Genomic DNA, 14,968 nt, shown 5'->3' on the forward strand with positions numbered 1-14,968 from the left:
GCACGCGGGGGCGCCACCTTCGTCAACGCGGTGGGCTGGCTCACTCCACCGTCACCGACTTGGCCAGGTTGCGCGGCTTGTCGATGTCGTGGCCCAGCCGGAGGGCCGCGTGGTAGGCCAGCAGCTGCAGCGGGATCGTCATCAGGATCGGGTCCAGCTCGCGCTCGTTGCGTGGTACGACGACCCGCTCGGCCTCGACGTCCCCGAGGTCGACGCCCTCGTGCGTGACCACGACGAGCGGCCCGCGCCGGGCGGCGATCTCGTGCAGCGCCCCGACGTTCCTGTCGGTGAGCTCGTCCTCGGGCACGATCGCGACCGTCGGCACGTCCGGCGAGATGAGGGCGAGCGGCCCGTGCTTGAGCTCCGAGGTCTGGTACGCCTCGGCGTGCCGGTACGAGATCTCCTTGAACTTCTGCGCCCCCTCGCGCGCGACCGGGAACCCGCGCACGCGGCCGACGAAGAAGAGGCTCTCCGCCTCGGCCAGCCGGCCGGCCAGCGCGGCGAGCGCCTCCTCCTGGGCCAGCACCTCCTCGATCTGCTCGGGCAGCCTCTGCAGCCCGGCGATCAGCCGCCGGCCGTCCGCGATCGAGAGGTCACGCACCCGCCCCAGCTGCAGGGCCAGCAGGGCGAAGCCCAGGAACATGTTCGTCAGCGCCTTCGTGGACGCGACCGCGACCTCCGGGCCCGCGTGCAGGTAGATGCCGCCGTCGCACTCGCGGGCGATCGCGCTGCCGACGACGTTCACGAGGCCGATCACGCGGCCGCCCTTGCGCCGGATCTCCTGCACCGCCAGCAACGTGTCGATGGTCTCGCCCGACTGCGAGACCGCCACGTACAGCGTGTCGGGCTCGATGATCGGGTTGCGGTAGCGGAACTCGCTGGCCGCCTCGGCGTCCGCCGGGATGCGCGCGAGCTCCTCCACGAGCGAGGCGCCCATCTGCCCGACGTAGTACGCCGACCCGCAGCCCAGGATCTTGACGCGCCTGATCGCCCGGGTCTCGCGGGCGTCCATGTCCAGGCCGCCGAGGTGGGCGGTGCCGAACCGCTCGTCCAGCCGACCGCGCAGCACCCGGACCGCCGCAGCCGGCTGCTCGAGCATCTCCTTGTGCATGAACGACTCGTGGTCGCCTGCCTCGTACGCCGCCGGGTCGATGTCCAGCGTGGTCGCGTCCCGCGCGGTCCGCGAGAGGTCGAGGCGGTACGTCGTGAAGCCGGTCGCTGTCAGCGTCGCGATCTCGCCGTCGTCCAAGTGGGCGACCGTGGTCGTGTGCCGGACGATCGCGGCCAGGTCGGACGCGACGTACATCTCCCGGTCGCCGACGCCGACGAGCAGCGGGCTGCCGTTGCGGGCGACGACCAGCCGGTCCGGGAAGTCCGCGTGCAGGACGGCCAGGCCGTAGGTCCCCTCGACCGCGGAGAGCGCGTCGCTGACCTTGCCCTCGAGCGTGTCCGCTCCCGAGCGGCCGACGAGGTGCGCCAGCACCTCGCTGTCGGTGTCGCTGACCAGGTCGGCGCCCTCGTCGGCCAGCCGCTGCCGCAGCGCGGCCGCGTTGTCGATGATCCCGTTGTGCACGATCGCGACCAGCCCCTTGGCATCCGTGTGGGGGTGGGCGTTCACGTCGTTCGCCGGACCGTGCGTCGCCCAGCGGGTGTGGCCGATGCCGACCTTGCCGGCGAACCGCTTGGGGAGCCCGTCGGCCAGGTCCCGCACCCGGCCGGCCCGCTTCGCGACCTTGACGCCCGTGCTCCCGAGCACGGCGAGGCCGGCCGAGTCGTAGCCGCGGTGCTCGAGCCGGGTCAGGCCCTCGACCAGGATCGGGCTGGCCTGCTGGGTGCCGACGTAGCCGACGATTCCGCACATGTGATGGCTCCTCTTCAGCCGTAGACGATGCGCCGCAGCTGGCGCTCGGTGAGGTCGGGAGCGGCGACCACGCGGCCGGCCAGCTCCTCGGTGATCCGGGCGAAGATCTCGTGGTTCCTCGCGCCGTAGGTCTTCAGGTGCGCGTGCCGGCGCCGTACGTAGTCCTCGACCGGCTCCGCGTGGAACGCGATGACGTCCTCCACCACCCGCGCCGCCTCGGTCGGCTCGAGACCGGTGCTGGCGACGATCCGGTCGACGATCTCGGGGTCGGGAGGCGCGGGCACGACGACGATCTTCCGGGTGCGGCGCGCGAATATGCAACTTCCTGCCCGATTTCGGGCAGGAAATGGGCCGTTGTTCCAAAGCGCCACAGCCGTTCCGCGCCCCGCTCAGGTGGGGCGCGACCGGCGACCGGACCCGCTCCGGGTCCCTCCAGTGGAGGACCGCGCGGGATCTCGTGGGTTCCTTGGCGGTCACGGTGGAGGCGCGGTACCTTTGGTGAACAGAACGTGAACAACAGACGTCCGAGGAGCGACACGATGACCAACAACCTGGCCATGACCTGGGTGACGGTCACGGACGCGACCGGGCAGACCCGTCTGGAGGCTCGGTGGACACCGGCCCAGCAGAGCGGTGCACCCACGCAGGCCACCCACGCCGCCTGACCCAGCTTCATCGTCGGCCCGCCAGTCACGCACTGGCGGGCCGATGCACATTCTCGGGTCGGTTCGGGATACCGGGAATGAATCGGACCGCAGTCCGGTTCAAGTCATCAAAGCTTCAACAACCCCGATCCCGAACCAGGAGCCATCTGATGTCGTTCTTCAACCGCCAGGCCGCCGAGCAGTTCGACGCCCCCACCGCCGCCGTCGAGGACATCTCCGGCGACTACACGATCGACCCGGCGCACAGCCGGATCGGCTTCAGCACCCGCCACGCGATGGTCACCACCGTCCGCGGCCACTTCTCCGAGTTCGCCGGCACCGCGCACGTGGACTCCCAGAACCCCGCCAGCTCCCGCGTCGAGCTGACCATCCAGACCGGCAGCATCGACACCGGTGTCGCCGACCGCGACGCGCACCTGAAGTCGGCCGACTTCTTCAACGCCGACGAGAACAAGGAGATCGCCTTCTCCTCCACCGCGGTCGAGCGCGACGGCGAGGACTGGGTCATCACCGGCGACCTGACCCTCAACGGCGTGACCAAGCCGGTCACGGTGACCTTCGAGCCCACCGGCTCGGCTCGCGACCCGTACGGCAACCTCCGCATCGGCTTCGAGGGTGGCACCACGATCAACCGCAAGGACTGGGGCGTCTCCTGGAACGCCGCGCTCGAGACCGGCGGCGTGCTGGTCTCCGAGAAGGTCAAGCTCGAGTTCGACATCTCGGCGATCCGCAACGCCTGATCGCCTGACTCCCTGGACGGGGCCGCCGGATATCCGGCGGCCCCGTTCGGCATTTGCTGGTTCGATGTGCCGGTGCACGACATGATCGAGCTCCCCGCGGGCCTCACCAGCCGCCCGCTCGCGATGTCCGACGCTCGCGCGGTCTTCGAGGTGATGGCGGCCCAGGAGCAGCGGGACATCGGCAAGGTCGCCATCGAGGAGGCCGACATCCTGGCCGACTGGCAGCGGCCGTCGTACGACGTCGGCGCGGGCACCGTCGGCGTCCTCGACGGTGACCGGCTCGTGGCGTACGCCGAGCACATGGGCGCCGACAAGGGCGACGCGGCCGTGCACCCGGCGTACCGAGGCCGCGGCATCGGGACGGCACTCGCGCACTGGATGCAGCAGCGGGCCAGGGCCTCCGGCGCGACGGTGGTCGGGATGCCGGTGCCGCAGGGCTCGGACGGCGACCGGCTGCTCGCCGCGCTCGGCTACCACGTCCGGTGGGAGACGTGGGAGCTCTACCTCCCCGAGGGCGCGGAGATCCCGGCCCGGCCGCTGCCCTCCGGCTACGCCCTGCGCGAGGCCACGCCCGCCGACCACCGCGCGTGCTGGACGGTGCTCGAGGACGCGTTCCTCGAGTGGGCCGCCCGGGACCGGCAACCGTACGACGACTTCCTCGCCTCGGTCGTCGGCCGGCAGGGATTCGAGCCGTGGCACCTGCGCGTGGTCACCGATCCTTCCGGGGAGGTCGTCGGCGTCTGCAACGTGCTGCTGTTCGGCGGCGACGAGGGGTACGTCAGCAAGGTGGCGACCCGCGCAGACCAGCGCGGCGGCGGGCTCGGTCAGGCGCTGCTCGTCGACGCGTTCGCGGCGGCCCGGGCGCACGGCGCGACGCACTCGGGGCTCGCCACGGACTCGCGGACCGGGGCGCTCTCCCTCTACGAGAAGGTCGGCATGCGGGTCACGTCCACCTGGCTGAACCGCGCCATCGACCTGTGACCGGTCCCGGCGAGCGGGTCCTCGCGGCGTTCGGGCTGACCGGGCGACCGGTGCCGCTGCCCGGCGGTCAGGGCCGCACGTGGGCGGTGGCCGACGCGGTGCTGCAGCCGAGCCGGGGAGCCGTGGCCGACCGGTGGACCGCCGAGACCACCGCCGGCCTCGTCGAGGACGGCTTCCGGGTGGCGCGGCCGCTCCGGCCGGGCGACGGCTGGACGGTCGACGGCTGGACGGCGTGGACGCGGGTCGCCGGCGAGCACCGGACCTGGGACGCGGACTGGCCCGTCGCCCTCGAGGTCGCCGTCCGACTCCACCGCGCGCTGCGTGGCGCGGCCCGCCCGCCGCACCTCGACGACCGCACCGACGTCTTCGCCCGCGCCGACCGGTGCGCGTGGGGCGAGGCCGAGATCGATGCCGGTGGTGCGGTGGGCGCCGGGCTCACGCACCTGCGCCGGTGGCGGACCCCGCTCGACCTGCCCGCCCAGGTCGTGCACGGCGACGTGGCCGGCAACCTGCTCTGGGCCGACGAGGCGCCGCCCGCCGTCATCGACCTGTCGCCGTCCTGGCGACCCGGGGGCCTGGGCGCCGCGCAGGTCGTGGTCGATGCGGTGCTCTGGTACGGCGCCGACGTCTCGCTCGCCGAGCTGTTCCTCGAGCACGAGCCGGCCGCGGGTCGGCAGCTCGTGCTGCGCGCGCTCATGTTCCGCCTCGCGATCGACGCCCTGCTCGCCGACGGCGCCGACGGCGACGTCCGCTGGTCCCCCGACCAGGTCCTGTGGGACCTGGAGCGCGCGGACCCGCTCGTGCGCTGGCTGGGCCGATGAACCCGCGGCAAGCCGCCACCCACCGCGGAGGTAGAACAGCGGCGACGGGGTACTGGCTCGGCCATGGAGGTGAGGCTCACATGGCCACGACCAAGCAGAAGGAAGCGGCGAAACGCAACCTGAAGAAGGCCCGGGCGGCACAGAGCGACCGCGCGCACGGCGAGGACGTGCCCCGCCGGGCCGAGGGCATGAGCACGGCAGAGGAGAACCGTCTGTCGGACAAGGATTTCGCATTCCCCGAGCAGCGCAAGGAACCGTTGAGCGACGCCAAGCACGTGCGCAACGCGATCGCACGCTTCGATCAGGTGGAGGGTGTCAGCGACGCCGACCGCGATCGTGCCTGGAAGAGGATTCTGTCCGCCGCGAAGAAGTACGACATCGACGTGGACGCTGACGATTGGCGCGAGTTGTTCAAGGGCGGCCGGGCCAAGAAGAAGTGACCGTCGGCCGCGAGCTGGTCACCCTGACCGGCCCGATCCGACGCGCGCGAAACGCATCGGTCTGCCTCGGCGAGGCCTCGCACGGGACGCACGAGTACCACCAGTGGCGGGCGCACCTAGCGGATCGGCTCGCCCGAGACCGACCGGGCGATGACCAGCCGCTGGATCTCCGAGGTGCCCTCGAAGATCGTGTAGATCCTGGCGTCGCGGGCCATCCGCTCGACCGGGTACTCGCGCGTGAAGCCGTTGCCGCCGAGGATCTGCATGGCCTCGCCGGTCACCTTGACCGCGGTCTCGCCCGCGAACAGCTTGGACATCGAGCCCTCGGCGTTCTCGAACTTGCTGCCCTGCCGCGCCATCCAGGCCGCGCGCCACACGAGCAGCCGGGACGCCTCGATCGAGGTCGCCATGTCCGCGAGCTTGAAGGCGATGCCCTGGTTCTCGATGATCGCCTTGCCGAACTGCTCGCGGGTCTTCGCGTAGTCCAGGGCCACCTCGTACGCCGCGCGCGCGATGCCGATCGCCTGCGCGCCGACGGCCGGACGGGTGCGCTCGAAGGTCGCCATCGACGCGTTGCCCCGGGCGCCGCCACCCTCGCGGGCGCGGGCCAGGCGGGCGTCGAGCTTCTCCTTGCCGCCGAGCAGGCACCGGCCGGGCACCCGGACGTGGTCGAGCACCACCTCGGCCGTGTGCGAGGCGCGGATGCCGTGCTTGTGGAACTTCTGCCCCTGGCTGAGCCCCTGGGTCCCCGGCGGTACGACGAACGACGCCTGACCGCGCGTGCGCAGCTCCGGGTCGACGACCGCGGTCACCACGTGCACGTCGGCGATGCCGCCGTTCGTGGCCCAGGTCTTGGTGCCGTTGAGCACCCACTCGTCGGTCGCCTCGTCGTACGTCGCGCGGGTGCGCATCGCGCCCACGTCGGAGCCGGCGTCCGGCTCGGAGGAGCAGAACGCGCCGAGCCTGAGGTCGCCCGGCGTGCCGTACATGGCGGGGACCCACTCGGCCACCTGCTCGTCGGTGCCGTTCGCGCGAACGCCGGCGGCGGCGAGTGACGTCCCGACGATCGAGAGCCCGATGCCGGCGTCGCCCCAGAACAGCTCCTCCATGGTGATCGGGAAGCCGAGGCCGGTCTCGTCCAGGGCCTGCGCGACGATGAAGTCGACGGAGTAGATGCCCGCCTTCGCGGCCTCCTCGACGACGGGCCAGGGGAACTCCTCCTTCTCGTCCCACTCGGCCGCGGCCGGACGGATGACGTCCGCCGCGAAGCCGTGCAGCCAGTCGCGGAGGTCGAGGTGGTCCTGGTCCAGGTCGAAGGAGGGGGTCATGCGCCGAGGCTACCGACGGACCGGAACACGTTCTACTGTGACGGCTGTGGCCACCACCACTCCGCAGCCGCAGGTCCGCGAGCTGCCGCACGCGCCCCGGGGTCTGCCGCTCATCGGCCGCAGCCTCGAGTACGCCCGCGACCCGATGGCGCTGTTCCGCAAGCAGTGGGAGGCGTACGGCGCGGTCTCGCCGATGAGCCTGGTCGGCAGGGACCGGTGGGTGATGCTGCTCGGGCCGGACGCGTGCGAGGTCGCGCTGCGCAACCCGGACAAGGCCTTCGCCAACGGGCCGGCGTGGACCTACCTGGTCGGCCCGTTCTTCGGGCGCGGCCTGATGTTCCTGGACTTCGAGGAGCACCACCTGCACCGCCGGATCATGCAGCAGGCGTTCACCCGCGACCGGCTCGCCAACTACACCGCGGCCATGCACCCCGCCATCACCGCGGGGCTCGCCTCGTGGACGCCGACGCCGGGATTCCAGGCGTACTGGGCCCTCAAGGACCTGACCCTCGACATCGCCACCAACACCTTCATGGGCGGCGCCGAGCACAGCTCGCCCGAGGAGATGGAACGGGTCAACCGGTCGTTCATCTCTTGCGTCCAGGCGGCCGCCTCGATCATCCGGCACGACGTGCCGTTCACCCGCTGGCGCCGTGGCCTGCGGGGCCGCCGGCACCTCGAGGACTTCCTCACCACCTACCTGTCCGAGCGGCGGGCGACCGCGACCGACGACCTCTTCTCCGTGCTCTGCCACATCGAGTCCGAGGACGGCGAGCGCTTCAGCGACGAGGACGTCGTCAACCACATGATCTTCCTGATGATGGCGGCGCACGACACCTCCACCATCACGCTGTCCACGATGATGCAGCTTCTCGGGCAGCACCCCGACTGGCAGCAGCGCTGCCGCGCGGAGGCCGAGGAGCTCGCCGCCCGGGTCGGTACGACGCCGGGCCTGGCCGACCTCGACGGCCTGGCGTCCGTCGACCTGGTGATGAGGGAGTCACTGCGGCTGCGCGCTCCGGTGCCCGTCGTGCTCCGCAGGACCGTCAAGGACACCGTCGTCCTCGGCACCCGCATCCCTGCCGGGACCTACGCGACCGTAGGCCTCCAGTTCAGCCACCTGATGGCGGAGTACTGGACGGACCCCGAGACGTTCGACCCGGAGCGGTTCGGCCCCGGCCGGCGCGAGGACAAGGCGCACCGCTACGCGTGGGCACCGTTCGGCGGTGGCGTCCACAAGTGCCTCGGCATGTACTTCGCGGGAGCCGAGGTCACCGCGCTGATGTTCCACCTGCTGCTCGACTTCGAGTGGACCGTCGACCCGGCGTACGTGGCGCCGATGAACAACCACTCGCTGCCGTTCCCGAAGGACGGGCAGCCGGTCGACCTCAGGCGTCGTTGACCGGGTGGTCGACGCACCCCGCCGGCCGCTAGGAGATGACCGCGTCGACGGTCTTCTTCAGCGCGCTGGGCTGGGACGGCCGGCGCGGCGCCTTCTCGCGTGCCTCGGCCATCTCAGCACCGATCTCCTGGAGGGTCTTGCGTCCGAGCGCCTCGCGCACCTGCGGGAACCACTCGTCCTCCTCCTCCTCGATGTGGTGCCGCACGCTCTCGATCAGCACCGTCGTCTTGGCCGTGAACCGCTCGTCGTCCGGCTTCATCGCGGCCAGCTCCATCACCAGCACGTCGGCGACGTGGTGCTCCTCGTAGGACTCCAGGACGTCGTCCTCGAGGTCCGGGACGAGCTCACGCACCCGCGGGTACATGACCTCGTTCTCGATGTAGGTGTGCACGGTCAGCAGCTCGATGATCCGGTCGACCAGCTTGCCCTTGGTCTCGATCGCGTCGTCACCGGCGTTCTCGAACTCGCGGAACGCGCGGAGGATCTCCTTGTGGTCGTTCTTGAGCATCACGATGGCGTCACTGGACATGGGTGTTCTCCTGAGTGGTCGTGGCGGTGGTGGGAGAGACGTCGTCGCCACGCGAGTGGCGCGCGCGGCGGTAGGCGGGTCCGCGCAGCCGGCGTACGGACGGGTACTGCTCGAGCCCGGTGATCTGGTGGACGACCGGGTCGAAGGACAGGTGCTGCTCACGCCGGCCGGTCGACAGGCGGAGCACGGCGAAGGCGTGCCACGGGCCGTCGGGGCGGGCCCACGACAGCTCGTAGACCTCCGCCCCGATCGCCTCGGCGGCGAGGACGACCGCACCGGTGTCCGTCCGGTAGGGCAGCAGCGTCGTCATCGGCCGGGTCTGCGGCCGGCGGCTGGGGGTCAGCAGGAACCGGGTGAGCCTCCCGACGCCGGTGGTGGCGAACAGGACGTCGCCCACCCCGTCGGGGGCGTGCACGCGCAGGGCGAGGCCGTGGATGTCGGGGAGCGCGCCGGGGAGCCCGACGGCCCGGGAGAGGCGGACGTCGGCGTCGTCCTCGCCCGGCTCGTCGAGCCAGCCGACGCCGGTGGGTTCGGCCGAGCCGCTGCGGAAGACCCGTGCGGCCAGGATCTCGCCGTCCGGGTGGAGCGGCTTGCGCGCGGGCCGGAGGACCGCCAGCACGCCGGTGGCGGCGGCCAGCAGACCACCCCCGGCGGAGGAGGCGGTGCGGGCCAGGCTGGGCATGGTCCGCCTGTACCCCGGTGGCCGGATCTCAGGCGTGCACCGGAGTGCCCGAGCCGAGCTCCTCGTCGACGCCGGCGTCGCCGATGTCGGCGTGGTAGTCCTGCGGCGTCGTCTGGTCCCGTCCCGCCGCGACGCCGGCGGCAAGCAGCAGCGGCGTGAGGACGACCGCCACGAGCAGGTTCAGGCCGAACGCGAGGAGGGCGATGTAGACCTTCGTGGTGGTCCCGGGGAAGTTCACCAGCGGACCTCCGAAGTGGTCCTGGGTCGGCGAGGCGACGCCGTAGGCGAGCCAGGTCCCGTAGGCCATGCCGACCGCCCAGCCCGCGAAGAGCGCCCACCGGTGCAGCCAGCGCGTGTAGAGCCCGACCACGATGGTGGGCAGCGTCTGCAGGATCCAGACCCCGCCGAGGAGCTGGAGGTTGATCGCGAAGTCCTTCGACAGCGCGAGCACGAACACCAGCGCACCGAACTTCACCAGCAACGACACGACCTTGCTCTGGGTCGCCTCCTGCTGGTGGGTGGCAGTGCGGTTGATGAACGCCTTGTAGACGTTGCGGGTCCACAGGTTCGCAGCGGCGATCGACATGATCGCCGCGGGCACGAGCGCGCCGATCACGATCGCCGCGAACGCGACGCCGGCGAACCAGGGGCTGAACTGGTCCTCGAAGAGCTGCGGCACCGACTGCTGCGGGTTCTCCACCTTCACCCCGGCCGCGATCGCGACGAACCCCAGCAGGGCGAGCAGGCCCAGCAGGAAGGAGTACGCCGGGAGGAGCGCCGCGTTGCGGCGGATCACCGACCGGCTGCGCGTCGAGAGCACGCCGGTCACCGAGTGCGGGTACATGAACAGCGCCAGCGCGGAGCCCAGCGCCAGCGAGGAGTAGGCCCACTGGCTGATGCCGGCGGCCGGCATGGTGGCCTTCGGGGCAGCGTCCCCGGCGGCGATCGCGTCCGCGTTGTCCTTGTTGAACGACGCGAACGAGTCGCTCACCGTCGAGAAGATGTGGTCCCACCCGCCGACCCGCGACGGGATGTAGATCACCGCGACGATGATCACGACGTAGATCAGCGTGTCCTTGACGAACGCGATCAGCGCCGGCGCGCGAAGCCCGCTGGAGTACGTGTACGCCGCCAGCACCGCGAACGCGAGGAACAGCGGCAGGTCCTTGACGAACCAGCTGTCGCTGCCGGTCCCGATGCCGATGACCTGGAGCACGACCTGCATGCCGACGAGTTGGAGCGCGATGTACGGCATCGTCGCGAGGATGCCGGTCAGCGCGATGACCAGCGCGAGCGACCGGCTGTCGTAGCGACCCTGCACGAAGTCCGCCGGCGTGACGTAGCCGTGCCGGTGCGACACCGACCAGAGCCGCGGCAGGAACAGGAAGATCAGCGGGTAGACCACGATCGTGTACGGAACCGCGAAGAAACCCGTCGCGGCCCCGGCGTACAGCGTGGCGGGCACCGCGATGAACGTGTAGGCGGTGTAGATGTCGCCGCCGATCAGGAACCAGGCGATGAAGGTGCCGAAGCCTCGGCCGCCGAGGCCCCACTCGTCCAGGCTGTCGAGGCTCTCCGCGCGGCGCCACCGGGCGGCCGCGAAGCCGAGCACCGTGACGAGCAGGAAGAGGAAGACGAAGACGCCGAGCACGACGCCGTTCACGTGGTCGATCACGGCCGCGCCCCCTTGCCGGGCTCACGGGGCTCGGGCGGCTCCGCGGGCAGCCCGTGGCGCTCGCGGTCGGCGCGCTCCGCGCCCTGCGACAGCAGGTACGCCGGCACGGTCAGCCCGACCGAGGCGACGATCAGGGCGAACTGGAACCAGAAGAAGAACGGGAAGCCGAACAGCGTCGGGTCCTCCCGGTTGTAGAGCGACACGCACAGCGGCAGCACGATCGCCGGGGCGAGGAGCAGGCCGATCACGGCCCATCGTCCGCGTGAGGACATCAGGCACCTCCCGACAACGGGGACAACGCGCCCGTACCCCATTTGCCCGAGAATGACGCCCATGGACCCCTGGGAATCCTCCGCGGACCTGACCAGGTACGACGGCTGGCTGGCCCTCCTGCGAGAGCTGGGCGAGACCGACCGCGACGTCCGCGTGGCCTGGGTCGGCGGCAGCGCGGCGACCGGCGGCTGGGACCAGTGGTCCGACCTCGACGTCGACCTGCTGTGCACCCCCGGCGAGGCGTCCGCCGTCCACGACCGGCTGATCCGCCGTGCCCGGGAGCGCCTCGCCGTCGACCACGTGTGGGAGCTGCCGCCGTCGACCTGGCCGGACGGGCGGCAGTGCGTCGTGAGCATGCAGCACCGTCCCGGCTCCCTCACCGAGCCGACGAGGATCGTGGACCTGCACGTCTCCGACCTCTCCGACCGGCACCGCTTCCTCGACGTCCGCCGGCACGGGACGCCCATCGTCCTGCACGACCCGGACGGCCTGCTGGTGCTGCGTCACGACGACCGGGCGGAGACCGACCGCGCCATCGCCGAGGCGGTCGACCAGGCCCGCCAGCGCCGGGCGACGGCGGAGTGGCTGGTGAACCGCGCGGTGGCACGCGGCCACCTGCCGGAGGCGACCGAGCTGTACCTGCGCTTCGGGCTCGGGGTCGTCGTCCGGCTGCTGCGGATCCGGCACTGCCCGTGGCGGCACGACTTCGGGATGCGCTACCTGCGCACCGACCTGCCCCCCGAGATGGCGGACCGGGTCTACGCGCTGCTGCCCGGCGCGGCCCCGCTGGCGGACCTGGCCGCGGCGTGCTTCCTGTGGATGGACGAGCTGCTGTCGGGCAGCGGGGCGCCCTCGTCGGCGTGGTAGCTCCGCGAGGAGTCGCGGTGCGCGTCCGCGGCACGCTCAGGGCGCGGACACCTCCACCCGGTCGGGACCGTGGTGACCCCGCCGGGCAGGACGCGCACTCCTGTCTGGTGCGTTCCCACCCGGCGGGGAGCCTTCTCCGGGAATGCCTGAGCCCGCCCCGGAAAGCAAGCCCGGGACGGGCTCAGGTGTTCGGCTCACGCGGCTGTCGCGTCGTGGCTCGTCAGTCGGTCACGGAAGCGGGAACGACGTACGGCTGTTGACGCACAAGGTGCCGTAGCGGACCTTCGCGTTGCTCCCGGCGTGGTTCCAGAAGGTGAACGCACGGGTCTTCGGTCGAGGCTCCATGCCCAGGTACCAGTTCTGGTCCCAGTGCGTGTCGAGCCAGAACCACGCCACCATCGCCTTGTAGGCGTGCAGGGCCCCGTTCTGCTGGTCGCAGGTGTACTGCTTCTCCACCGGGTCGCCCAGGACGATGTCGGACTGGTACCAGCTCGCGTAGTCCCAGCTCGGCAGGCCGACCATGCCCAGGGAGTGCTTGGGCGTCGGCCCGTCGACCACCCGGCGCGAGATGCAGCGGCCGTAGACATCGATGTTGACCGACGCCGGGAACGGCGTTCCGTCGGAGATGAAGGACCAGCCCCACGACCGCCCGCTCTGGCGCGGGTAGGTGCCCCGGAGCCGCCAGTTCGTCGAGTGGACGTCGAAGCCCGGAGCCACGAAGTACTCGTCGGAGCGGCACGAGCCCCACGGCTGGATCTGCGGCTCGGAGCCGTACCAACCACCCTGGTCGTCCATCTGGTAGGCACCGCCGAAGAGATCCCGCACGACGACCTGGTGGCGGTGCGAGTTCGTGTACTCGGTGTAGCCGCGGATGCAGGTCAGGAAGAGCTTGACCTGGGCGTCTCCCCACGCCTTGTTCTCCAGGTTGAACTGCCAGGACCGGAAGTCCGACGGGCCCTCGAAGTGGACCGGGTAGGAGGCCTGCACCCAGACGTCGCGCTCGTCGTCGTAGACGCCGTGGAGGGTCGGCGCGCTCGGGAAGTCGGGGTCCTCGTCGGGATCAGGCTGCGGCGGCTGGTACTGGTCGACGTGCTTGACCGACCACATGCCGTCGAGCACCGAGTCACCGGAGTCGCACTGCAGGATCTGTGAGCCGGAGTCGGCGCTGGAGTCGCTGCCCACCCCGGAGAGACGGATGTTCTTCTCGACCTTGTACATGTACACCTCGTGCTTGTGCTTCGAGGTGCCTGCGTCCGCCGGAGCGGAGGCGGTCGCGACCAGGGCCATCGGGGCGATGAGCGCGCCGACGGCCGCGGCAACGCGGAACCGGGTTTGAATCGCCATGACGACGATCTCCTTGCATTGACAGGAAATAGGGCGTGAGCACGTCTTCCCGAGATCGTTCCTCCGGCCCCCCCGGCCCGGTACCGGTCAGGTTAGGACCGCTGCCGCGCGGGACGAAGGTGGTCTACCGCCCTGGTCTACGCCAATGGTCTAGCGGGCCCACCTGGACCAGTGCCGCCGCCGGCGACGAGCGCCGACGAAGAACAGCACCAGCAGGCCGGCGAGGATCAACGGCACGTGGGTGAGGACCGTCAGCACGAGGAGCACCACGAGCACGGCCAGCAGCGGACCCGGGGGGCGACCCCGAACGGGCGGTCCCGGTGCCCAGTACGCCGGTCGGCGGGCGTCGCGGTCCGGCTGCGGGGCGACCGGCCCGTACCGGCCCGGGAGGTCGTCGAAGATCGGCGCGAGCTCGCCGCGGGTGCGGCTGGACCAGATCCGGTCCAGCCGCTCCGCGTGCTCCTCGACGGTGATCCGACCCTGCGCGTAGTGCTCGGCGAGCTCGGCCGCGGCCTGCTCGCGCTCGGCGTCGCTGATCCGGAGCTGGTCGTCCATCACGCGTCCTCGGGCTGCTCGGGGTCGCCGTCGGCGAGCACGCCGTACAGCTTGCGCCGGGTGTCGACCAGGATGTCGACCGCCGCGCGGCGCTGCTGCTCGCTGCCAGTGGTGACGATCTGCCAGACCGCACCCATCACCTGCCCGATCTCGGGCCGGAGGTCGGCGAAGCCGCTGTCCTCCTCGCGGTCAGGCTCCTCGAACGGCGCCCACACCGCGGCGAGCTCGTCGGCGTGCGCCTCGGCGTACTCGGTGCCGGCGTCGGTCAGCCGCAGGCTGCGCCGGCCGTTCGCGTCGGTCGTGACGACCAGGCCCTCGTCCTCGAGCTGCTGGACTGTCGGGTAGACCGAGCCGGGGCTCGGCCGCCACGCTCCGTTGCTGCGCTCGGCGATCTGCTGGATGACCTGGTAGCCGTTGATGTCCTCGCCGTTCGACTGCGCGGTGCGGACGACGTCCAGGATCGCGGAGCGGACGTCGCCGCGCCGGACCCGCGGTCCGCGCTGCCGCTCGCCCTGGGCCAGGCCGAACAGGCCGGCCACCCACGGCGGCGGGCCCGGGTGTCCCGGACCGCCGAAGCCGCCGGGGCCGGCCCAGGGCGGGCCGCCCCAGCCGCCGCGTCGCCCGTGCTGCTGCCACTGCTGGTCGGGGTGGCTTCCCCACTGTCGGTTGAATCCTCGGTGTCCCATGACAGGACTCCTCTCTGCTATGTCGGTGGTACCGCACCGCGTGACTGTCGCCGACGGGTCGCGATATATCGCGACCGTACGCCGACTGCTCGGGCGGCGCAAGGGCGTGATCCCCGGTG

The 14,968-nt window shown here is 71.4% G+C and carries 17 protein-coding genes; 7 read left to right on the plus strand and 10 right to left on the minus strand.

The window, feature by feature from the left end; translation table 11 throughout:
• Positions 1-40: 40 nt before the first annotated feature.
• Together glmS and ACVW2K_RS03460 are read right to left on the minus strand one after the other, a co-directional pair.
• Positions 41-1,861, minus strand: coding sequence for a glutamine--fructose-6-phosphate transaminase (isomerizing) (glmS, locus tag ACVW2K_RS03455; protein ID WP_028637802.1), 1,821 nt, complete (start codon positions 1,859-1,861; stop codon positions 41-43).
• Between the two features lie 14 nt (positions 1,862-1,875).
• The gene (locus tag ACVW2K_RS03460) at positions 1,876-2,145 is read right to left on the minus strand and encodes a hypothetical protein (RefSeq protein ID WP_036570620.1); all 270 of its coding nucleotides are present in this window, start codon (positions 2,143-2,145) and stop codon (positions 1,876-1,878) included.
• A gap of 255 nt (positions 2,146-2,400) precedes the next feature.
• Here ACVW2K_RS03460 and ACVW2K_RS03465 point away from each other — a divergent pair, with 255 nt between their 5' ends.
• From ACVW2K_RS03465 to ACVW2K_RS03485, 5 genes are all read left to right on the plus strand, one after another.
• Complete coding sequence (locus tag ACVW2K_RS03465; protein WP_457201547.1) at positions 2,401-2,526, plus strand: hypothetical protein; 126 nt, start codon at positions 2,401-2,403, stop codon at positions 2,524-2,526.
• 149 nt (positions 2,527-2,675) lie between these two features.
• Entirely contained in the window at positions 2,676-3,266 is a 591-nt protein-coding gene (locus tag ACVW2K_RS03470) for a YceI family protein (protein WP_457201548.1), read from the plus strand.
• Between the two features lie 81 nt (positions 3,267-3,347).
• Positions 3,348-4,247: a GNAT family N-acetyltransferase gene (locus tag ACVW2K_RS03475; protein WP_457204041.1), complete on the plus strand. Its 900-nt coding sequence runs from the start codon at positions 3,348-3,350 to the stop codon at positions 4,245-4,247.
• Positions 4,244-5,068, plus strand: a complete 825-nt coding sequence (locus tag ACVW2K_RS03480) for a hypothetical protein (protein WP_051549290.1) — start codon at positions 4,244-4,246, stop codon at positions 5,066-5,068. The genes ACVW2K_RS03475 and ACVW2K_RS03480 overlap by 4 nt, the downstream gene beginning before the upstream one ends.
• A gap of 80 nt (positions 5,069-5,148) precedes the next feature.
• Complete coding sequence (locus tag ACVW2K_RS03485; protein WP_197025347.1) at positions 5,149-5,508, plus strand: DUF6582 domain-containing protein; 360 nt, start codon at positions 5,149-5,151, stop codon at positions 5,506-5,508.
• Between the two features lie 116 nt (positions 5,509-5,624).
• Here the strand turns inward: ACVW2K_RS03485 and ACVW2K_RS03490 are convergent, their stop codons facing one another.
• A complete protein-coding gene (locus ACVW2K_RS03490; RefSeq protein ID WP_457201549.1) occupies positions 5,625-6,836 on the minus strand; it encodes an acyl-CoA dehydrogenase family protein in 1,212 nt (403 codons plus the stop codon).
• Between the two features lie 46 nt (positions 6,837-6,882).
• Between ACVW2K_RS03490 and ACVW2K_RS03495 the strand changes: the two genes are divergently transcribed.
• On the plus strand, positions 6,883-8,238 hold the full coding sequence (locus ACVW2K_RS03495; protein ID WP_028637808.1) for a cytochrome P450: 1,356 nt from the start codon (positions 6,883-6,885) through the stop codon (positions 8,236-8,238).
• 28 nt (positions 8,239-8,266) lie between these two features.
• Here ACVW2K_RS03495 and ACVW2K_RS03500 read toward each other — a convergent pair whose 3' ends face one another.
• From ACVW2K_RS03500 to ACVW2K_RS03515, 4 genes are read right to left on the minus strand one after another with little or no spacing between them, the layout of a single operon-like run.
• Positions 8,267-8,767 carry a hemerythrin domain-containing protein gene (locus ACVW2K_RS03500; RefSeq protein ID WP_457201550.1) on the minus strand — a complete coding sequence of 167 codons (501 nt, stop codon included), beginning with the start codon at positions 8,765-8,767 and terminating at the stop codon, positions 8,267-8,269.
• A complete protein-coding gene (locus ACVW2K_RS03505) occupies positions 8,757-9,449 on the minus strand; it encodes a hypothetical protein (protein ID WP_457201551.1) in 693 nt (230 codons plus the stop codon). Before ACVW2K_RS03505 ends, ACVW2K_RS03500 begins: the two co-directional genes overlap by 11 nt.
• Before the next feature lie 28 nt (positions 9,450-9,477).
• Entirely contained in the window at positions 9,478-11,124 is a 1,647-nt protein-coding gene (gene mctP / locus ACVW2K_RS03510; RefSeq protein ID WP_457201552.1) for a monocarboxylate uptake permease MctP, read from the minus strand.
• Positions 11,121-11,372, minus strand: coding sequence for a DUF3311 domain-containing protein (locus tag ACVW2K_RS03515; RefSeq protein WP_231496223.1), 252 nt, complete (start codon positions 11,370-11,372; stop codon positions 11,121-11,123). The genes mctP and ACVW2K_RS03515 overlap by 4 nt, the downstream gene beginning before the upstream one ends.
• Before the next feature lie 85 nt (positions 11,373-11,457).
• On the opposite strand from ACVW2K_RS03515, the gene ACVW2K_RS03520 reads away from it, so the two are divergent.
• Entirely contained in the window at positions 11,458-12,264 is an 807-nt protein-coding gene (locus ACVW2K_RS03520) for a hypothetical protein (RefSeq protein ID WP_457201553.1), read from the plus strand.
• 228 nt (positions 12,265-12,492) lie between these two features.
• On the opposite strand, the gene ACVW2K_RS03525 is transcribed toward ACVW2K_RS03520, so the two are convergent.
• From ACVW2K_RS03525 to ACVW2K_RS03535, 3 genes are all read right to left on the minus strand, one after another.
• Positions 12,493-13,608, minus strand: a complete 1,116-nt coding sequence (locus ACVW2K_RS03525; RefSeq protein ID WP_457201554.1) for a hypothetical protein — start codon at positions 13,606-13,608, stop codon at positions 12,493-12,495.
• Between the two features lie 150 nt (positions 13,609-13,758).
• Positions 13,759-14,163 carry a DUF1707 SHOCT-like domain-containing protein gene (locus ACVW2K_RS03530; RefSeq protein ID WP_457201555.1) on the minus strand — a complete coding sequence of 135 codons (405 nt, stop codon included), beginning with the start codon at positions 14,161-14,163 and terminating at the stop codon, positions 13,759-13,761.
• Complete coding sequence (locus ACVW2K_RS03535; RefSeq protein ID WP_457201556.1) at positions 14,163-14,849, minus strand: PadR family transcriptional regulator; 687 nt, start codon at positions 14,847-14,849, stop codon at positions 14,163-14,165. The genes ACVW2K_RS03530 and ACVW2K_RS03535 overlap by 1 nt, the downstream gene beginning before the upstream one ends.
• Positions 14,850-14,968: the final 119 nt, after the last annotated feature.

Source organism: Nocardioides sp. HB32 (genome assembly GCF_054058995.1).